Genomic DNA, 20,353 nt, shown 5'->3' with positions numbered 1-20,353 from the left:
TGTTCAGAGTATCAACAACTGTGATTTTTTACAAATGATTTAGGATTGCTATAGAAGTGATGAAGCTACAAGCATGAATGTGTAAATGTGTAAATATCGCTATGGTTGAGATATTTAGCCTAATTTTTTCTACCTGCTAGTGCGATCGCACTTTTAAAATATTCAAGCGGCGATTTTAAACAGGTATAATTCTTAAAATTGCCTTTAATCTTTGCTATAGCTCCTTGGGTGAAGTATCATCTCGTCCCAATATTGAGTGAAACGTACCTAAAAGCTGATCTAAGCTATGGGTAATGCACCAACCAGTTCAGATTCTAAATAAATGCGATCGCAATTTACTTTCAAAACTGTCGAATCGAGGCAATGGCAATCTAGACCGATAATTGCTTATCTACATGCCATTACCTCATATATTCGTTTTAATTATACGTGACAAAGAGCGGTATAGAATCTTTTCCCTCTTTTGCTAATTGAGTGACTTCTTTTTCAAATCCCTGAAACCGTTCGGCTGTCAATACAATACATCCCATTGAGCCAGGAACATTAGCATCTTTATGAATACCAAAATCGCTTGTTACACCTCTTTTATTAGTCTTGACTTCAAATGGAAGAATTTGGTAAAAATTGCCTTCTACACCTTTTTTCTCTTTCATTGAGATAGGTTTAGTATTAACAGTCCAAAATTTTAGTTCCAGTACTCTGTACTCAGGTGGTATCATACTTCCTTTCTGATGAAAGCTCTCTGAAAATTGCTTTCTGGCGGTAGCTGATGTAGCTACCCAAACTTGTAACGTACCCTTTTCAAGATGACGTAAATACAAGCGACCCGCTTCTAAGCCTGCGTCTCTATCGAAGTTCAACGAAAAAGTTAAGAAGTACATTTTTAGTACGTTTACTTGAAATATACATAGATTCATCGGGTGTGAGTTGAAAATTTATGCAAGTCTATATAAAGTTTAGATTTATTAACTACATGTTGTCGAAATACACGGTTTGCTGTAAAGAGGTGTTCTCACAACTCAACGATGAAACTATCCCGCAAATGAAAGTCAGCCTCTGCACCTTGATGAGTTAACGCCCAGTAAGTCACCTCACCATCTCTATGTTTAATAACTGTAGTAATGGCAACTTCAATTTCTTGGACTGCTGAGACAATTTTATTCAAATCGGCCTCCAACACAAGTGCTAAACCGTCGGCTTGATTCTGAACACTAAATGGAAGTATTGTAAAAGCTGTTTCCTCTTGCATTCCTTGACGGTAGGTATCAAAGTGGTAGACATTCCAGTGTCCGGCGGGGGAGAGGTTAAACTCCCAATACCGTTGACAATCTTTGATGCCAAAGAATAACTCAAAGCAGGTGTCTTTCCACAGTTCATGCTTGCGTGATGGTGTATTTGATAGTGGAGCGATACCTCCGGTAGGCTTTGCCAACGCAATTTCTTTTAAGTCGCCTTCAAGCATATAGCGGATAGCAAGTTTATTACCATTTCGGGCGATATTGCCTACAATTTTCAAATTAGGCAGGGATTTTTTAGAAGGAAAGGGTTGCAGGGAAAATGTCTGGTCGTTCATTTCATGTCTTTAATAATGTTACGAATCTGCGTTTCTTGAGATTCAATACTTTCGGTAAGTTTAAACTGGACGATCGCTCTTGCTAAATTATGTTCTGGGTGCTTGACTTTAAAGTAGATATTTCCTGCTAAATAATCAGCAAAAAACCTCAGTCCTAGTTCAAAGGCGATGAGACGAATTGCACCGTAAATATAGGCATAATCATTCTCAGTAAGAAATGCCTTTGCCACCGAGAGATAACCTTTGAGGATTCCCTGACACAGATCAGTATCGAAATAAATACTTTCCCAATTCTCAGTTTCTTCTCCAGTAGGATTGCAACCCGATCGCAGGCAATCGCCAATATCGTAATGTACCAGACCGGGTTTAACAGTGTCGAGGTCTATGATGCTGACGGCTTGCTGGGTAGCAGTGTCAAACATGACATTGTTGATTTTTGGATCACCATGCATCAAACGCAGAGGTAGCTTGCCTTCAGCTTTGGCATTTTCTAAGATATGTGCAAAGGTTTGGCGATCGCTAACAAACTGTAAGCAATAATTAACTTCAGCAGATTTACGCACACTAGTTTTCGCCAACACTTCTTCGTAATGCTGGAGATAAAGCGGTGTAATATGGAATCCTTCTAAGGTGTCAGCAAGTTTTTCTGGTGGCAAGTCGCTGATTAGATTATGGAACATCCCCAAGGCATAACCGATTTCTTTGGCGTGAGAGCGATCGCGCATAGTATCAAAGGACTGGGAGCCTTCAATAAAGCTAATCGCTCGCCAAAAGGAGCCGTCTGCATCCCTCCAGTGGTCTTGAGCATCCTTGGTCAACAGTACGCGTGGCACTTCCCAGCGACGATTCAAGGGTATGTGCTGTAACCGTTTGTGAACATGCTCAGTGAAGCTACGCATATTTTCCATAATCAGTTGGGGCTGACGAAACACCTGTGTGTTGATGCGTTGCAGGACAAAATGTTCTTCTTCTGAGGAATCTAGAGTTACCAAAAAGGTGTCATTGATATTACCACTTCCAAATGCTTTAACGTTTGTAACCTTCCCCCATTGGGCAAATTGGTTAGCGATGGCTGCGCCCGCCGTTGGCAAAGCCTCTCGTAGAGAAGGCATCGCAACTAGATTTTCTGCGCCCTGTGTATTAAATTCTTCTGTCATGTTCGTGTTTAACCTGCATTACTCCTCACCTATGAAGATTTTAGGCTGATAAGTAGATCCGACAAATAGTCAAATTGCAGGCTTGCTTCAACAGATGCTCACGGTGTTGGATGGTTTAAGCAAGTATTAAATGACAGATATTGATTTTTGTCATTTGATTGATTATTATAGTTTTATCACCACAGTGGAGAGGTTGCTATGTTGTCGCGTCAACTTGGAAAAAACGGTCAAACAATATCGGCAGTTGGGCTTGGCTGTATGGGCATGTCTGATGTTTATGGCCTAACCGATCGCAAAGAAAGTATTGCAACAATTCATGCAGCGCTTGATGCAGGCATTACCTTACTGGATACAGGCGACTTTTACGGCATGGGGCACAATGAACTGCTGCTACACGAAGCCCTAGCAGGACGGCGGCGGGAAGATGTTTTCATTGCTGTTAAATTCGGGGCGCTGCGATCGCCTGACGGCAACTCTATTGGCTTCGATGGTCGTCCTGAAGCCGTGAAGACTTCACTTGCCTATACATTGAAACGACTGGGAACCGATTACATTGACCTTTACCAGCCAGCCCGGCTCGATCCGAGGGTGCCCATTGAAGACACCGTTGGGGCGATTAGCGAAATGGTGAAAGCTGGATATGTTCGCCAGATTGGTTTATCTGAAGTGGGTGCACAGACAATTCGACGTGCTCATGCGATTCATCCGATCGCCTGGCTTCAGATCGAATATTCGCTCCTGACTCGTGGCATTGAGGATGACATCCTCCCAACAGTGCGGGAATTGGGCATTGCTGTCACCGCTTATGGAGTCCTCTCACGGGGGTTGTTGAGCGGTCACTGGTCGAAAGAACGCTCTGAGCAAGTGCAAGACTATCGAGGAAATCTGCCCCGCTTCTCAGGAGAAAATCTGGATCACAATTTGTTGCTAGTCGAAGCCCTTCGCCTGATTGCCCAAGAACAGAGTGCGACAGTTGCTCAAGTGGCAATTGCTTGGGTGCTGTCGCGGGGGAACGACATTGTACCACTGATTGGAGCACGAAGTCGCGATCGCTTGAATGAAGCGCTGGGTGCGCTGGATCTGCACTTAAGCGAGGATGAACTCGCCCAAATTGAGGCAGCAGTGCCACTGGATGCCGTGGCTGGCGATCGCTATGCTCCAGAACAAATGGCAATGCTGGATAGTGAAAAGAGATAAAATACCCCTAGCATGAATGATTCATGCTGGATAGTGAAAAGAGATAAAATATCCCTAGCATGAATGATTCAGCTTTGACACCGGAGCGGATTCTTGACGCGGCGGAAGAGGTTTTGCGTCGTTACGGTCTGGCAAAGGCAACAGTCGTGGATGTGGCTCGCTTTTTAGAAGTGAGCCACGGCACGATTTATCGGCATTTTCCCAGTAAGGCTGCCCTGCGCGATGCAGTAGCAGAACGGTGGCTGCATCGGGTTTCCACACCGCTAGCAGCGATCGCCCAAGAGCAGGGTTCCGCCGTTGAACGGTTGCGGCGATGGTTTGAGCAACTCATAACCCTGAAACGTCAAAAAGTCCTGAACGAGCCAGAGTTGTTTGCAACCTATTCAGCGCTCGCTCAAGAGACGCGAGGGGTGGTTCAAGCTCACATTGATGAACTGGTAAAGCAAATAGCTGCGATCGTCGAGAGCGGTATTTCCAGTAACGAGTTTAGGGTGGCTGATCCGCAGGTAGTGGCGAAGGCAGTCTTGCAAGCGACGGTTCGGTTTCACCATCCAGCTCATGCATCCGAATGGAGTGATCCAGACATCGATACAGACTTTGCCCAAGTATGGCGCTTGGTACTTGCTGGTCTTGTGGTGGGTGAGTTAATCGTTTAGATGCTTGTCAGCATTGGTTGAAAGCAGGCGCACGCGATCGGGGATAGAAACATCCCCATAAGGGAAGTGGTTATGTATTGTCACCTAGTTAGCCTGCTCCAACAGGAACAACTAAATAGAATGTTTCCATCCCCTTTAGGGGAAGTGGTTATGTATTATCAAGTGTATTGCCTATTTTCCCGTCTCCAGTTGCTCCCGTTGTTTGCTATACTCCCGCAGCTGCTTCAAGAGGTCTTCTTGGGATGAGTTAGGCATAGACGGACTGGGGGTTGGTTCAAGGTTGGTGTCGGTACTGACAAAATTAGCAGGTAAGGGATTAATTATGTAGACGGGTAAGGACTTGTCATTAGACATCGCCTGTTGGGTTGGTGCTGGGGTAGGAATTAGATTCTTTGGTTTGCTCACAGCAACTTTTACTGAATCTAGAGTCGTAGCAACTTGCACTTGTTGCTGCATCTGTTGTGTAGAAGATACTAAACCACTTAGACCATTCACCAATTGCCGCAAATTTTTTCGGAAACTAGGATCACCTGTCAATTCATCCAAATCAGATGTAATTTTTTGGCTATTTTCAAACGTTACCCGTGCTGAATCTAAAGTTTGTTGCAGCAGCACCACATTCTTTGGATCATTTAAGGTTTTAGAAGCATCGCGTAAATTAGCTGAGGCTTGTGCTGCATTTGCTGAAAGAGTTTCTAAATTGTTGAGTAATTGTCCTTGAGTCAATCGATTCACAGTTGGTGATAGGCTACTGACTGTAACACGCAGTTGGTTGCTGGTTTCGGTGATATTGTTCAAAGCGCCAACCAGCGAAGAACGATTTGTTGTCAACAGATTATCCAGGTTGTTCAGCAAACGACTTGCTTGAGTTGCAGTTGTATCAAATTTATTTAGTGTTTGATTCGCGGATGAATTAAGTTGGTTTGTCGCTCGTTGCACTGAATTAGCAGTGGCTGAAAATGTATTTAGTTGTTGTCGCAAGCTTTTGGTCAAACCTTGTAAATCCTGACTTAGCTCAGTAAAACTGGATGCTGCGCCTGTAGTAGTTTCTAGAACCCTATTGACATTTCTATAAAATTTTGGGTTATTGTATGCAGCAGCTAGGTCAGTTGAACTGCGAATTAGGTCATCAACACTAATCCCAACCTGACCTTTTAACCGAGAGCCATTACAGACGATGAGGCTGTTATCACAATTTTTATCTAAGGGTTTAGCAAGCACAACCCCAGCAGGTAACGTTGCTTTTGGTGTGATGTCAATAATACTTTCGCTAATTAATCCGCTTTGATTAGCTTCCACCACTACATTCCGGGGGATAATTAGGTCAGCTTGGGCAATTTCAATCTCTACATCAATGGCATTTGCTTTTGGTTGAATCTGCCAAATAGTTCCTACTTTAACGCCTCGATAGCGAACTGTTGCTCCTTTTTGCATTCCGCCAGCGTTAGCAAATTCCACAATAGCTTTGTATGAACGACCAGGAGCAGTAAATCTATGTAACCACAGAAAGAGTAACCCAAATACTCCCAGTCCTAACAGGAGTAACAACCCCACAGAGCCTTCTCTAAATGTTCGCCCAGACGCGAAGCCGCTTCTCATAAGTCCTCGCATTTTTTTGCCTCCACCAACAACCAATAAAAAGTTAGGAGTGAGGAGTTATAAGTCGAATTTAACTCATAACTCCTGTACAGACGCGATTAATCGCGTCTCTACTCCTAACTCTTCACTTTTAAGTTTCTAGCCGACGACTTGAATCGGCCCTTTCACACTTCCACTGATAAATTGTCTGATCAACGGATTTTCTGTATTGTAGATTTCACTAACTGTACCCTGCCACTGCACTTTACCTTCATAGAGAAATATAAGTCTATCAGCTGTATGGCGGATAGTGCTGTGTTGGTGGGTAACAACGGCATAAGTACTACAAACTCCATGTAAACATTGTAAATAGCGGATTAAATCTTCGATTACTGTTGAGGCAATGGGATCAAGTCCAGCTGTTGGTTCGTCGTATAGTAGAACTTCTGGACCTTCTGAGGGATTATCAGGGTTAGACATAATCGCACGCGCAAAACTTACCCGTTTTCGCATTCCCCCGGAAAGTTCGGATGGGTAGAGATTGCTTATTTCTGGTAAACCTACCATCTCCAATTTTTCTTTTACCAAATCTCGAATGCGCGATCGCCGTAGCTTTGAATTTTGATAAAGTAAAAATCCCACATTCTCCTCTACCGTCAGCGAATCAAATAGCGCCGCCTGCTGAAACACCATGCCAATGCCAACTTGCTGGCCACCATCCTCAATCAAACCGTCTCGCCGCACTCCTTGCACATAAATTTCTCCTTCATCGGGAATAAGTAACCCCGCCACTACCCGTAAAATTGTTGATTTACCAGTCCCTGATGGACCAATAATCCCCAGTGCTTCTCCCCGGTAAATGGTCAAGTCTACATTATCTAGAACTTTATGGCTACCAAAGGACTTAGAAACACCTTTCAGTTCAATCAATGGTTCAGTCATTAGTTATTAGTCATTGGTCATTGGTGAGCCAGTGGCTTGGGTGGATTCCCCAATTTGTACCCCTACAAAGAAGCAAGCTACGATTTTCCCCAAAGGAGGGGCTAGCGCCAAAGAAGCAACTGGCGTGGTTTACCCTGATGAGCAACTGGTGAGTCCAGTCCTGTTCGACTTTGCTGTTGTTCCCTACAGTAGGCAGGTTTCCCACCCACTGTAGGGAACTGGCTGTCTTCTCAACTCTTAGAGACGCTCTTGCATTCGCTTAGAGCCAGTCATCTCCCAAAGGGAGACGCCAAGAATGAGCCTCACGAGCGTCACCCGAACGCAAAAGCGTCTCCCTTTGGGAGAAGGGCGTTAGCGACGTACCCCTATAGGGATCTTGCTACGCATAGCGGACGCACCAGAAGGAGCATTACACAAAGAGTCATTAGTCAGTACAAAATATCCAAATGACTAATGACAACTAACAAAGGACAAATATGCCCAATTAGTGATGTCATAGTTATTGGTAGAGCATTGTATGGTACATTATAAGTATATGATTAGCATTCTGATTAGCAAACTTTATTTTTTTAGCATAATATTTAGTGATTTGCGATGTTTAAGTCCTAGAATTCCCTCAATACAAAGCTGACGAAGACACCGTAGTAATTTAATGTCTCAGTAAAGGGAAACTATGACTTCAGTCTTCTGTAGACATCAGCAAAGTCATATATAGCAATCCTAAATCATATGTGAAAGCTTCCCTTTCTTCTCAACTCTTGGAGAGGCTGCGCCCTAAGCGAACGCGAAGCGTCTCTAAGAGTTGCTATGCCGCAGGCTTTACAAGACGCTTCGCGTTCGCGAACGCGAAGCGTGTCGCAGACAAGCGTTCCGAAGGAAAGGCGTTCTTCTCTAACGACACACTACGCATACTTCTGCAAAGAAGCTACTAACTTTTGAATGAGTGACTTCCGCCTTGCGGTACTAGCGCCTGGCGTAGGATGCCCGAATGCAAGAGCGTCTCTTTTAGGAGAAGGGCTGTAGGGAGAAGTAAATAGACCACGCGGTAGGGGCGCAAGGCCTTGCGCCCCTACAACAGATGTGGTTCAAATACAGGAAAACTGCCTTAAGCTGCCTCCGGCGTCTGCGTTCAACTCAATCTACAATTATCCTTAACTGAACTGTATTGTGCTATAACTACTCATAGAAAAGCTCCGACAACAAAAACTAATTAACAGGTTGATGTAAGATATAGCAACTATATTTAAGTTTTAAAAATCAAAGTTTTCAGATTGCCAACTTTTTACATAAGTCAGAAATAGTGTTGTTCACGAATGATTAAGTAGGGCTAAATAAACATTTAATTTACTACTAAGTAGATGGATATAAATAAATATAAGATAGTTTGTCATTGCGTTGGCGCAGCCTTACCGTAGGGTACGAAGTGTTCGCGGTAGCGTCTGGTCAAGTTGCAATCGCAAAGACTGAGATTGCTACGCTTCACTTCGTGCAGCTCGCAATCACATCTTACATTTAATTTTGTCTACTTACTTATTCCAAGTTCTTATAATTACCAGAGTTATTAGATAATTTGAGAGGTTAATAGCATCTCTGTCAATCTTGGAGTTGGCAAGTGCCAAAGTTATTCACTAATATTATAACAATTACTGAAAAAAATCAAAATAGAGATTATGAGTAGCAACTTAGAGCAGTTTGCAAGTGATAATTCCTCTGGTATTTGTCCAGAAGCGCTGGAATATATGATTAGGGCAAATCAAGGTAGTGTTCCAGCTTATGGAAATGATGAATGGACTCAAAAAGCCACAGACTATTTTCGAGAACTCTTTGAAATTGATTGTGAAGTATTTTTTACTTTTAATGGTACTGCTGCAAATTCTTTATCTTTAGCTGCCCTTTGTCAGTCATATCACAGCGTCATTTGTCATGAAACATCTCATATAGAAACAGATGAATGTGGGGCACCTGAATTTGCATCTAACGGCTCTAAACTATTACTTGCTCAAGGTAAAAATGGCAAGTTAACATCAGAGGCGATAGAGGCTATTGTTACTAAACGTACTGACATTCATTATCCTAAACCTAAGGTTATTAGCATCACACAATCAACTGAATTAGGAACTTTATATTCTATTGATGAACTTTTGAAAATTAAAGAAGTTGCGAAAAAGTATAATTTAAAGATTCATATGGATGGCGCTCGTTTTGCAAATGCAGTTGCTGCGATGAATAAAAGCCCTGCTGAAATTACTTGGAAAACTGGAGTCGATGTGTTGTGCTTTTGTGGTACAAAGAATGGAATGGCATTGGGTGAAGCCATTCTTTTTTTCAACAAAGAGCTAGCAGAGGATTTTGATTATCGATGCAAACAAGCAGGTCAGCTAGCCTCAAAAATGCGGTTTATCTCTGCTCCCTGGTTGGGTTTATTGGAAACTGGTGCTTGGCTAAAAAATGCCAGACATGCCAATCAATGTGCTGATTACTTAGAAAATCAACTATTAAACATAGAAGGTGTTGACTTGATGTTTCCTAGAGAAGCCAACGCCGTGTTTGTTAAATTACCTGAACAAGTCATTCACACCTTAAAAGCAAAGAACTGGCAGTTTTATACATTTATTGGTGTGGGAGGAGTACGTTTTATGTGTTCTTGGAACACAACTAAATCAAGGATTGATGAGTTAATTAGTGATATTAAAAACGTAACTATTTCCAAAAATTAAATAGAAAAAATCTAAATTAATCAAACAAGTACAGTAATCCTCAAACTGCCTCAACTTAGGCGAACACAATTAGTCATAACTGACAATGCAAGTCCTTACTTAGCATGGAATTTCAACTGCACTTTTGATTGCTGAGGAAAGTTTTTTGTAATATCTTTTAATAATTATTGATGATATTTCTTGCAAAAATCTGGCATTGATATCAATCAAAACTTCATTGAAGAACTACAGGTAATTGAACACTCACGGTAGTACCTGTCAAGAGGTCAGAAGAAATTAACAGTTCACCATTGTGAGCATTGACGATGCGTTTGGTAATAGCAAGTCCTAGCCCAGTGCCACAAGGTTTTGTGGAGAAGAATGGCACAGAAAGCTTGGCGAGAACTTCTGATGGAATTGGTTCGCCGCCATTGTGGACATGAATGCAGACTTTATCTGGATGCGAACAGTCTACTTTCCACTTCACAACATCTCCTGCTACAACTGCCTCGCAAGCATTGCGGACAATGTTGATAAATACTTGTTTAAGTTTGTCCTTATCCCCCAAAATTTTTATCGTAGGCAAAATCGGAATAAATTCAATTTGTCGTTCTAGAGCTTCTGGCATTTGCCGGATGCATACCAGCAACTCATGAATGAATTGATTCACGTCCAATTCACAAAGCTGTAACACTTGGGGCTTGGCGTAGAGCAAAATTTCATTCAGCAGACGTTCCAGACGACTAGCTTCGCTCAGTGCCAATGCTAATCGCTCTTGAGCAGATTCAGTCAAAATGGTTTTTCGGAAATACTTTAATCCCATAATCATTGTAGTCAAGGGATTACGAATTTCATGTACAATAATGGCAGCAAATTCCCCAATAGCTGCCAATCGTTCTTGTTCTAAAAGCTTGGCTTGGGCGGCTCGTAATTCTGCGGTGCGTTTTTCAACCTCAGCTTCTAAAATATGATTAAATTGGCACTGTTGTTGATAAAGATGATAGTTTTCAATTGCTGTTGCAGCTCGTTCAGCAAACAATTCCACAATTTGAATGTCTTTTTTTTTAAAATCACGTGGTTGGTGATTAAATGAACAGATAGTACCAATCACTTCACTTTCAGCAGTCCGCAATGGTATCCCTAAATATGCACAATAACCTTCTGGAGCCTGTCCATACTCTGGGTGTTTTTGAGCATCTTCTACTGCTAATGAGTGACCCATTTGGATAACAGTACCAGTTAGTAAATTATGTAGTGAATAAACATGTTCGCCCTCGCCCATTTCAAGACTACTCGCTAGAACAGTTTCAAATCCCTCTTGGCAAAAGGTAACAACTGTCCAATCAACTCCAATAAGTTCGCTGACTCCGCAGGCAATATTGTGCAAATAGCTACCCAGTTCGCCAGTTCGATAGTTCAAAGAAGACAAACGTGCTATAATTTGCCGCTCACGCTGCCAAGTTTGGTTGTGCAACAATATTTCGTCATCACTGGTTTTGCTCATGGATGCCTATTGCATGAGTTATAAAAATAATTTCAAAAATCAACTGGATAGTTATTTGGGCCACGCTGCACTAGTTTGATAGAAAGATTTTACTAGAGACATATGCTATTTGCATACAACAAACTGATGAATTTTTACTTGATTAAATGTAAATTTATACAACAATTAGATAGGCAAGAATAAGTGGTGTGATTGTGAGTAAAGTCAAACAATCTCAGAGCATTACGTAGGCATAGCCCGTTGTAGATATCGCTTGACTTCAATCTGCTCAATTCACGATAATATGGTTACGTTTATTTCTGTCTAAGTACTTACAGGCTGAAAATTTAGATTTTGCTGAGAAATCCATAATAGAAAACATCTCAAAAGGAAATCACCATGACAGTCAATTTGCAAGGAATATTACAGCAACCAGGACAAGGTTCCTCATACTGGGTGTTTGAGGATTTGTGTACCTTTAAGGCGGTAGGTGAAGAAACTGGTCAAGCTTATGCTCTAATTGAAATTACTGTTCAACCACAAAACGGTCCACCTCCCCACATTCATCGTCATGAAGATGAAGCCTTTTATATTCAAGAGGGAGAATTGGAATTTCAGCTTGATGAGCAGATTATATTAGCAATTCCTGGAACCTTTCTTCACTCTCCTAAAGGTCAACTTCATAGGTTTACAAATATCGGCTCACAGCCAGCAAAATTGCTGTGTTGGGTCACACCAGCAGGGTTAGAGAAGTTTTTTATGGAAGTAGGTGTGCCAGTCTCAGAGAAGACGCAATTACCTAGCCTTAGTCCGACAGACATTGAAAAAATTTTGGCAGCTGCTCCAAGATACGGTCTTGAGATTATTCTGCCGTCTGCTGAATCTTCGCAGGTATAGCCCAATAGAACTTGCGTGCGATCGCACTTATACACCAAACAACAGTGCTGGAAAGTCTGAGAAGAATCAAGAAATTCCTATTGTTGGAATTATGGAATTTGCCAAATTATCTGATCAGCTTTTCCCCAGGCTTTTCAGTATTAAGTAATGCTTAGAAGAAATCAGGTATGTCAAAATTATGAATCTGCAATCACACAAAACCATTAAAAGAATAATTTTCTTCTTTGGAATTTAAAAAGGGCTTTTTGGCGAGAGATGCTGATAGTCACACAATGCAGATTGTAGATAAACGGTATTAGGTGTTATCTCAGAACTATTCCGTTCAATAAATACAGCTAGACTAAATTACTTCTCCATATATAGCTACAGGGTCAATCATTAAATCAACTTGTCCTAAAAAAGCTTGAAACAAATCCTTTGGGTCAAACTGCCCAACAATGCCAGGAAAATTAGTTGATTTAAATGCCCGTTTAGGAGTAAATCCTACTATGGTGACTTCTACATCGCCTGAAAGTACATATCCTGCTCTCAGTTGATTAAGTGTCATACAAAGATGATTAGGCTCAAGAGATGCACATAGGTTTAAACCATTAACTTGCATACTAATAGTTAATGGACCCATATAAAAGGTTCGAGTCAGTTGAGCGAAAACTTTCAGCTTATTTCTATCATTACCCCAAGCCAGACGCGCTTGCTGGTTAAAGGTGCTCCACAAAATATCAGGTTGTTCCAACATTTTAATTACTGACTCCCAATCAAAGAAGCGTGCTACTCCAGTGATTTTGACCAGAGGGGGGCAGGGTTGCGGAAATAAGCCTCCTTTTACGACTTCGTATAATAAACCAGCATCAATTAAATCTTTTTCTAACACTAAATAAAGATTATCGTGTTCCGCTTTATCTTGAGATAAGGTTTGTAAAGACTCAAATTTTACAGTAGAGCCTCCTTCTTTAAGGCTTTTCTTTTGACTCTTTTTATTATTTCTTTTACCAGTAACAGCACCAACAAACCCTTTTGCTCCTAAACTACCCTCCGCTTCGTTTGAAGATTCTCGAACTTCTTCTGTATAATTTTCAATTGGGTTATCTATATTAGTTTCATTAATACTCTCTAAGAGATGTCGCACTTGTGGCAGTCCATCAGAAACTTGAGCAGTATAAGAGAAAAGACGATTTCTATCTAAGTAAATGAAGTGCCTTAGATTAGTAACGTTTCCACTTCCGAGCAAGTTGTTGCCGTTTTCTGTCATTTTCAGCCTCTAACGTCTTTCTTCGTTCTACTTGGTCTTTTTCAGCTTGTTGACTATGAGAATCTAGATTATCAGATTCTAATTTTTCAAATTCTGTACTGTTAGTGAGGATGTTTATAACCTTATTAGTAACCTCAGCGATTTGACAGATTGTTTCGTCAATCTGTTGTTCTGAATTGCTCGAATCTGGAGACTTAGAGTTAGCCACGGAAGCTACTTACTTGACAACCTACTCTTAGTCTATACCTATTTCTTATATACCTCACTCACTGGTGTAACTTATATAGATTTTTACTTTGGCTTAAGCCATTTATGGAAAATTATAGTACGTTTGCACTTGTTAGCTGTGCTTTACTTTACAATGTGTCATATTTTGCAGGGCATTTTCAGCTTCTCTTTAGTAAATCCTTGTGAATATCTGTCTAGCTTGGTTTTGTAAAGTTCATCAACTATTGTTAAACATTATATTAAGGTATAAAAAAAACAGCAAATACGAGAAAAATGTTGAATATGCGATCGCACTTGTGTTTAATTTAGGGTGAGTGCGATCGCTATGGTGTTGTAAAGCCCGGTTTTGGGATTAACGGAAAATTGCGCTATTATCAACTCTTAGCACAGTAGAGGATTAATAATCGATAATCCAAATATTGATCGCCAAAATAAAGTGTTGATTTATGTGTATAGAATTTGGGCGGGAAATCTGCGGCAATCTCGATACCGCAGAATCGCGGGAGTGGTTAGTTACTAACGGCATTGGTGGTTACGCTTCTGCAACTGTGGCAGGTTTATTGACCCGCCGCTATCACGGACTACTGGTAGCGGCATTGAAACCACCTCTGGGTCGCACTTTGCTGCTGGCAAAACTAGATGAAACTGTCCTGTATGATACTCGCTCTTATTCTCTACACACCAATCGTTGGGCAGATGGTACTGTCAGTCCCCACGGTTATCAACATATTGAACGTTTTTCTCTGGAAAACACAATACCCGTATGGCGGTTTGCTGTTGCTGATGCCTTATTAGAAAAACGGGTGTGGATGCAACAAGGCGCTAACACAACCTATGTTCAATATACTCTGCGTCGTGCCACCCAACCGCTGAAGTTGACGCTCAAAGCAATGGTCAACTACCGCGATTATCACGGCGATACTCAAAGCAACGGCTGGCAGATGTCTGTTGAGCAGGTGGAACAGGGGATTTGTGTAACTGCTTATTCGGGCGCTGTACCACTGTATCTACTGAGCGATTTGCCTAAAGGCGATAGCTACGCTTTACGCGGTAGTGCATCTGTTGCCCACAATTGGTATTATGGCTTTGACTTGGCAGTTGAACGCTATCGGGGATTGAGAGATAAAGAAGACCATCTCCACGCTGCCACTTTTGAAGTTACACTGAATCCTGGGGAAGCGATCGCATTTGTAGCCAGCACAGAAAAACAACCAGATTTGCATGGCGAAGCTGCACTTAAGTTGCGTCGCGCTCAAGAGCAGAAGTTAACAGGACTTTGGAATAGCAACCGACCCCTCAACACTAAGGAATCACCTAGCTGGATCAACCATTTAGTACTAGCTGCTGACCAGTTTATTGTTAACCGACCAGTACCAGAAGACTCCAACGGTAAAACCATCATCGCTGGTTATCACTGGTTTGGCGACTGGGGACGCGACACAATGATTAGTCTACCTGGTTTGACAATTTCGACTGGTCGCCCAGAGGTAGCACGCTCAATTCTTCGCACCTTTGCCAGATACGTAGACCAAGGAATGTTGCCGAATCGCTTTCCGGATGCGGGTGAGCAACCAGAATATAAGACTGTTGATGCCACTCTCTGGTACTTTGAAGCAGTCCGTGCCTACTACAGTTCTACAGACGATGATAATTTGCTTGGTGAACTCTTTCCAATACTTGCAGACATCATTAACTGGCACTGTCGCGGTACACGCTACAACATCCACCTCGATCCAGCTGATGGCTTACTTTATGCAGGCGTTGCAGGTGTACAACTGACCTGGATGGATGCCAAAGTTGATGATTGGGTAGTTACGCCCCGAATTGGCAAACCGATTGAAGTTAATGCCCTGTGGTATAATGCTTTACGGACAATGGCAAAGTTTGCCCGTCAGCTTGGTAAACCACATCAAGAATATGAGGCAATGGCAGACCGTGCTCAGTATAGATTTTCTCGCTTCTGGAATGACGAGACAGGTTATTGCTATGACGTTCTAGACAGTCCTGATGGTGATGATTCGGCGTTACGTCCTAACCAAATCTTTGCTGTTTCATTACCAGAAAGTCCGTTAACACCTGCCCAGCAAAGGAGTGTTGTGGAAGCTTGCGGACGAGTGCTGCTGACCTCTCATGGACTGCGATCGCTTGCCCCTGATCATCCTCAATATCATGGTAAATACGGTGGCAATCAGTATCAACGTGATGGAGCTTATCACCAAGGGACAGTTTGGGGTTGGTTGTTGGGGCCGTTTATCCTAGCACACCTGCGCGTCTACAAAAATCCTGAGCAGGCTCGTCAATTTTTGGAACCAATGGCTAATCATCTCACTGCACACGGTCTTGGTAGTCTCAGCGAGATTTTTGATGGAGATGCCCCGATGACTCCACGGGGATGTATTGCCCAAGCGTGGACAGTGGCAGAGGTTTTGCGTGCTTGGTTGGCGACAGAGATTTGATGCGGGGAATAATAACTCAGGACTTAAGTATCGGTTTAACAGCTAAATTGATCGGTGAAAGAGTATCTCAGCATCTCCATCAAAATCTCTCGTCCGTCCGCTCCAATGTGTTTTTATATCTTTAACCAGTCGATATCACTCAAACTTCATCAGCTTATCTTTATCTGCAACCCAGATACTGGATATACCTTTATCAATTGCCTGGTTGATAGAATCTTGATCAAGTTTATCAATGATTTCAAGAGTTTCAGGCACATTATTTTTCTGTGCTTTCTTGTTCTTGATAACTCCCAAAGGCAGATGAATTTCAGTGAGATATGGAGCTATAAACCCTAAGAGAAAATATCGTTGAAGCTCGTACATATCATGGTCAAACCCACCGTTTTTATTTCTATGACCATCAATGTCAATATAAAGAAATCTTTTTTTGTTAGGACTAGTATCCTGAGCACTTTTGAGCAGCCTATGGATATGATAAACGCTGTTTTCAAAATTTTCCTCTTCAAACACTGCATGATAAAGTGCAACTCCTTTTGAGTGGAGTACACCTTCCCAGTTTTTATCAGATTTAATTTCACAAAACTCGTCTAAATTTAGCGACTCTGTGAGATTATTGTTTCTTTTCTCTATCAACTCCCACCAGTAATCTCTCATCTGGCGGATTGTTCTTCTCTTTTCTGGATTACCTCCATAAAGGTCATGGCAAGAAGAGCACAAAGGTGCAGAATTATCTAGCTTGTCTGAGCCGCCATCAGCTTGAGGAATGATATGATGTATCTCGACAAAAGGCTTGTAGCACAAGCAACATCTAAATGCCGACTTTTGCTTTGCAAGCAATTTCGTTTTTTCACTAAATGCCATAATATAAAATAGAAGTTTGAAAACTCTCTAGCTACTGCCAGTAACCCCAAAAATCTTGATGCGCGACGCTACAACTAAGCTTTTTTTGAGACATCATCTGTTCTTTTTCAAGCAACCAGGTATTTAACTCATCCTGCAAAGTTACTTCTTCAATAATTTCTGGAATCGATTCTTCCATAAACCCTAAGATGAACTCAAGAAAGACAGGATCGCTGTTACTGATTTCCCACGGACTTTCTCCTTGTAATGCCTTCATCCCAATACCCTTCATTGCTTCCCACATAAAGGAACCGCACTCAGGGCCCATCCCCCTGCCGAAGTCTTGATGGCGCTGCATATGGTGATGGTAGTATTTAATAAAGTCCGAATCGTTATCGGTTTGAGGAATAAAATTCATGCCAGTATAGTTAATAGTAGCTAGCATCGGCAATTGGTACTTTTTTAAACATTCGAGTAGTGTCTGAAACTGCTTTTCGCTAAACAAATCGAACACTGCATTGGCGACAGCTAAATCGAAAGTATTTAAGTCTATCAGATTTTCCAGATCCAAAATAGAGCCGACAATTCTGTAGATGGTAATTTTATGAACTTGATTTGTCAAGACCAATCTTGAGTTTTGCAATTGTGACTCATATCCATTTTCCTGCGCCCAGACGATTAGCTTTTCAAGGGCGATTTCCAAAAGTTCTTGATTTTGTTCGACTAGAAACCACTCTTGCTCCTGGGAAATTTTGCTAAAGTAGTAGCGGCAGTTAGCTCCTGTACCTGCTCCAAAATCAATAATTTTAAGCTTTTTGTGCCTTTTGAGATATTCTTGGCAGCTTGTTTCTACATTTAAGTTACGCGCTTTAGCATCATAAGAAATACGATGTTCTAGCCATTGAGCTAATTTTTGGTTTTTATTCATTGTCACTTGTTAAATGCTTGTAAAAAATCCCGATAAGTTTTATCCCAAGAATTAAAAGATAGGTTACCGATGTGAGCCAAAGCATTTGTCTGTAACTGAGTGAGTTCATTAGGCACTGTAAGCAGCCTTGTGAGTGCTTTGAAAAACTGCTCCTGCTTACCTGGCTCAATTAGTATGCCATTGCTACCATCCTCAATCCAGTCAACAATTGCTCCCGTTGCATAAGCTAATACGGGTAGCCCGTGAACAACTGCTTCAGCGGTAGCCATAGAGTAACTCTCATAGGTAGATGGGGAGAGATAAAGAGCGCATTGGGGGAACAAGTCAAACATGGCCTGTTGCGGAAGGTAGCCATGTAAAATGATCCAATCTTGAAGAAGCGATCGCTCTATTATCGCCAGAATCTCCTCTGTGTAACTGGCATTCTGTTCATAATCACCAATCAAATGCAACCGAAAATTTTTCACCTGCATCTGGGCTAACATTTGTACTAAATCAAGTTGTCCTTTGCCTTGAGAAAATGTTCCTACTGTAATCAGATTTATCGGCTCTTTTTCAGAAAGCTTCTTGGGATGAGACAAACGGGACACTTGAACCTTTTCTATCCCTGGAAATGCTACTGTAATCTTATCTTTTTCTATGCCCTGACTTGAAAGATAATCTTGCATTTGCAAGCTGGGAACAATAATCCCATTTACAAGTTTTAGCCATAGTTTCTCGCTAATCCAGAGGGCTTCCTTTTCCTGATTTGAGTAGTAGATATTCCTCGATTCAAGATAGTGAAGCATCAGGTAAATCCGCTGGATATAGGGACTAAATTTCTCAACAGAAGCTTTGAATTCAGGAATTGTCAAGTAGAGTCCATCAAGCACAAAGGTGCAGCTAGAAGGCAAAGCATTGAAACGCTCAATCAACTCAGTAACAGGGCTATTTAAGGCGTGAAAAAATCTCTTGCCTCTGGCTTCCTCCTCTAGGCGTTTGACAATTTCTAAATTGTAAATCGAGCCTCCTGATACATGACTCAATTGAGGCTGAATAAAATGGAGCGCGGTCGCTTCATACCTCAGCTTCATAGCTTCCCCAAGCGATATGACTTTCCTCCAGAATAATTTTGAGAGAGCCTTTGAAAAAAGAACTGACCTGTTTGCTAATTTGCTGGTGAATATAATAAGCCATGTGTTCCGTCGTTGTATTTACCCCCTTAAATTGTTCAAGAGTATCCAGATTTTGATAATTTAACGGTTCTAGAACTTCTTTGAGAATTGCGATCGCTTGACCGATATCAATTACTAAGCCATCTTTATCCAACTGAGGTACTTTGAATTCAGCCGTAACTATATAGGTTGCTCCGTGTAGCTTTTGAGCGGGGCCAAAAATTTCCCCTTGGAAGCTATGGGCAATCATAATGTGGTCTTTTACTGCAACAGAAAACATTATTTTTAATACTCAATTAATGGCGAAACTGGATGCACTTGACGCTGATATAACTGTGACATAAATTGTGGCAAGTCTCTAAAAGAAATCACAGGTTCAAGAAGAATATCGACAGCTGCATCTGCAAGCAAGCTCAAAACCCGTTCTTTGCGCTGGCGATAGTCAATCAGCTTTCGCATGGGTTTAGCGATCGCAGAAACTTGAGAAGCGATAATTTGTTTGCGTTGGTAATGAAAGGAACCGCCTAATTGCAAGGAAACCGATTGTGTTCCGTACCAACTCAGTTCGATACAGCGACCTTCAAAAGCCAGAGCATTAATTGCACTTTGAAGTCCAGAAGAAGAAGCACTGGTATGAAAAACGATATTATAATCGCCTTCTTTATAGTCGGTTGCTAAACGGGAATTTTGCAACCAGGGTAGTTGTTCTAAGTATTGAATTCGCTGCTTATCTTGTTCTAAAAAGTCTGCTCCAATACCATACTCTTTGCTGAGGACAAAGCTAATGAGAATACCGATAATGCCTGCACCAACAATTAGAATGCGATCGCCCTGACTAACTTCGGCATCCCAGACCGCATTCAAGGCTGTTTCCGTGTTAGGAATTAAAGTCGCCCGTTTGCTAGGTAACCAATCTGGTAACTCTAAAGCATCAGAACTCTCGACGACGACTCTCGATTGGTGGGGATGCATGACAAAAAATCGTTTCCCCTGGTTGGAACCTTCATCAGCTTGACCAACAAGACTGTAACCGTACTTTAAAGGCAAGGCAAAACTGCCTTCCATATACCAACAGCGCATCGTTTCCCAGCACTCTTGGGGGACTTTTGCTAGACCTACCAGCCGTTCTGTACCCGGACTAATCCCACTGTAAAGCGTGTCCAAAAATAGAGGATCTTTAAGGGACGGCGTGACTGAGGTTTCTCTAATTTCACCCTTGCTAGGAGAGACTAACCAGTAGGCATAAGCTCGAGAATTTGTAGACATCTTTAAAGCTGTTGTACATTTTAATTGCGTAGTCTTAAGCAAGAGCACAAACA

The 20,353-nt window shown here is 41.8% G+C and carries 19 protein-coding genes; 6 read left to right on the top strand and 13 right to left on the bottom strand.

Features of this window, described 5'->3' with window-relative positions; all coding sequences use genetic code 11:
- Positions 1–419: 419 nt before the first annotated feature.
- The 3 genes from Q0541_RS24855 to Q0541_RS24845 all read right to left on the bottom strand — a co-directional run bounded on the left by Q0541_RS24855 (position 420) and on the right by Q0541_RS24845 (position 2,730).
- The gene (locus Q0541_RS24855; RefSeq protein WP_298916969.1) at positions 420–881 is read right to left on the bottom strand and encodes a hypothetical protein; all 462 of its coding nucleotides are present in this window, start codon (positions 879–881) and stop codon (positions 420–422) included.
- A gap of 131 nt (positions 882–1,012) precedes the next feature.
- Positions 1,013–1,573 carry a DOMON-like domain-containing protein gene (locus Q0541_RS24850; RefSeq protein ID WP_298916966.1) on the bottom strand — a complete coding sequence of 187 codons (561 nt, stop codon included), beginning with the start codon at positions 1,571–1,573 and terminating at the stop codon, positions 1,013–1,015.
- The gene (locus Q0541_RS24845) at positions 1,570–2,730 is read right to left on the bottom strand and encodes an aminoglycoside phosphotransferase family protein (RefSeq protein ID WP_298916963.1); all 1,161 of its coding nucleotides are present in this window, start codon (positions 2,728–2,730) and stop codon (positions 1,570–1,572) included. Before Q0541_RS24845 ends, Q0541_RS24850 begins: the two co-directional genes overlap by 4 nt.
- Positions 2,731–2,928: 198 nt before the next feature.
- On the opposite strand from Q0541_RS24845, the gene Q0541_RS24840 reads away from it, so the two are divergent.
- Together Q0541_RS24840 and Q0541_RS24835 are read left to right on the top strand one after the other, a co-directional pair.
- Positions 2,929–3,927, top strand: a complete 999-nt coding sequence (locus Q0541_RS24840; protein ID WP_298916960.1) for an aldo/keto reductase — start codon at positions 2,929–2,931, stop codon at positions 3,925–3,927.
- Between the two features lie 59 nt (positions 3,928–3,986).
- Entirely contained in the window at positions 3,987–4,583 is a 597-nt protein-coding gene (locus Q0541_RS24835) for a TetR family transcriptional regulator (protein ID WP_298916957.1), read from the top strand.
- A 171-nt stretch (positions 4,584–4,754) separates the two neighbouring features.
- On the opposite strand, the gene Q0541_RS24830 is transcribed toward Q0541_RS24835, so the two are convergent.
- Both Q0541_RS24830 and Q0541_RS24825 read right to left on the bottom strand, forming a co-directional pair.
- Complete coding sequence (locus Q0541_RS24830; RefSeq protein ID WP_298916954.1) at positions 4,755–6,194, bottom strand: MlaD family protein; 1,440 nt, start codon at positions 6,192–6,194, stop codon at positions 4,755–4,757.
- A 126-nt stretch (positions 6,195–6,320) separates the two neighbouring features.
- Positions 6,321–7,103 (bottom strand): ATP-binding cassette domain-containing protein, encoded by a 783-nt coding sequence (locus tag Q0541_RS24825; protein ID WP_298916949.1) that lies wholly within the window; start codon positions 7,101–7,103, stop codon positions 6,321–6,323.
- A gap of 40 nt (positions 7,104–7,143) precedes the next feature.
- On the opposite strand from Q0541_RS24825, the gene Q0541_RS24820 reads away from it, so the two are divergent.
- Positions 7,144–7,317: a hypothetical protein gene (locus Q0541_RS24820; protein WP_298916946.1), complete on the top strand. Its 174-nt coding sequence runs from the start codon at positions 7,144–7,146 to the stop codon at positions 7,315–7,317.
- A 1,456-nt stretch (positions 7,318–8,773) separates the two neighbouring features.
- Positions 8,774–9,820 carry a low specificity L-threonine aldolase gene (locus tag Q0541_RS24815; RefSeq protein ID WP_298916943.1) on the top strand — a complete coding sequence of 349 codons (1,047 nt, stop codon included), beginning with the start codon at positions 8,774–8,776 and terminating at the stop codon, positions 9,818–9,820.
- Between the two features lie 214 nt (positions 9,821–10,034).
- On the opposite strand, the gene Q0541_RS24810 is transcribed toward Q0541_RS24815, so the two are convergent.
- Positions 10,035–11,303, bottom strand: coding sequence for a GAF domain-containing sensor histidine kinase (locus tag Q0541_RS24810; RefSeq protein WP_298916940.1), 1,269 nt, complete (start codon positions 11,301–11,303; stop codon positions 10,035–10,037).
- A gap of 378 nt (positions 11,304–11,681) precedes the next feature.
- On the opposite strand from Q0541_RS24810, the gene Q0541_RS24805 reads away from it, so the two are divergent.
- Positions 11,682–12,179, top strand: coding sequence for a quercetin 2,3-dioxygenase (locus Q0541_RS24805; RefSeq protein WP_298916937.1), 498 nt, complete (start codon positions 11,682–11,684; stop codon positions 12,177–12,179).
- A gap of 340 nt (positions 12,180–12,519) precedes the next feature.
- Here Q0541_RS24805 and Q0541_RS24800 read toward each other — a convergent pair whose 3' ends face one another.
- Together Q0541_RS24800 and Q0541_RS24795 are read right to left on the bottom strand one after the other, a co-directional pair.
- Positions 12,520–13,428, bottom strand: coding sequence for a hypothetical protein (locus Q0541_RS24800; protein ID WP_298916934.1), 909 nt, complete (start codon positions 13,426–13,428; stop codon positions 12,520–12,522).
- Entirely contained in the window at positions 13,382–13,636 is a 255-nt protein-coding gene (locus Q0541_RS24795) for a hypothetical protein (protein ID WP_298916931.1), read from the bottom strand. The genes Q0541_RS24800 and Q0541_RS24795 overlap by 47 nt, the downstream gene beginning before the upstream one ends.
- A gap of 466 nt (positions 13,637–14,102) precedes the next feature.
- On the opposite strand from Q0541_RS24795, the gene Q0541_RS24790 reads away from it, so the two are divergent.
- Positions 14,103–16,112, top strand: coding sequence for an amylo-alpha-1,6-glucosidase (locus Q0541_RS24790; protein WP_298916925.1), 2,010 nt, complete (start codon positions 14,103–14,105; stop codon positions 16,110–16,112).
- Between the two features lie 135 nt (positions 16,113–16,247).
- On the opposite strand, the gene Q0541_RS24785 is transcribed toward Q0541_RS24790, so the two are convergent.
- From Q0541_RS24785 to Q0541_RS24765, 5 genes are read right to left on the bottom strand one after another with little or no spacing between them, the layout of a single operon-like run.
- Positions 16,248–16,973: an HNH endonuclease gene (locus tag Q0541_RS24785; protein ID WP_298916923.1), complete on the bottom strand. Its 726-nt coding sequence runs from the start codon at positions 16,971–16,973 to the stop codon at positions 16,248–16,250.
- Positions 16,974–17,004: 31 nt separating this feature from the next.
- On the bottom strand, positions 17,005–17,880 hold the full coding sequence (locus tag Q0541_RS24780; RefSeq protein ID WP_298916921.1) for a hypothetical protein: 876 nt from the start codon (positions 17,878–17,880) through the stop codon (positions 17,005–17,007).
- Between the two features lie 2 nt (positions 17,881–17,882).
- Positions 17,883–18,953 (bottom strand): glycosyltransferase family 4 protein, encoded by a 1,071-nt coding sequence (locus tag Q0541_RS24775; protein WP_298916919.1) that lies wholly within the window; start codon positions 18,951–18,953, stop codon positions 17,883–17,885.
- Positions 18,937–19,314 (bottom strand): 6-carboxytetrahydropterin synthase, encoded by a 378-nt coding sequence (locus Q0541_RS24770; protein WP_298916917.1) that lies wholly within the window; start codon positions 19,312–19,314, stop codon positions 18,937–18,939. The genes Q0541_RS24775 and Q0541_RS24770 overlap by 17 nt, the downstream gene beginning before the upstream one ends.
- A 5-nt stretch (positions 19,315–19,319) precedes the next feature.
- A complete protein-coding gene (locus Q0541_RS24765; RefSeq protein WP_298916915.1) occupies positions 19,320–20,300 on the bottom strand; it encodes a zinc-binding alcohol dehydrogenase in 981 nt (326 codons plus the stop codon).
- Positions 20,301–20,353: the final 53 nt, after the last annotated feature.

The organism is uncultured Nostoc sp., assembly GCF_937863485.1.
GTDB lineage: Bacteria > Cyanobacteriota > Cyanobacteriia > Cyanobacteriales > Nostocaceae > Nostoc.
Note: the sequence above shows the minus strand (reverse complement) of the source record. Positions and strands in the feature narration are given on the sequence as shown.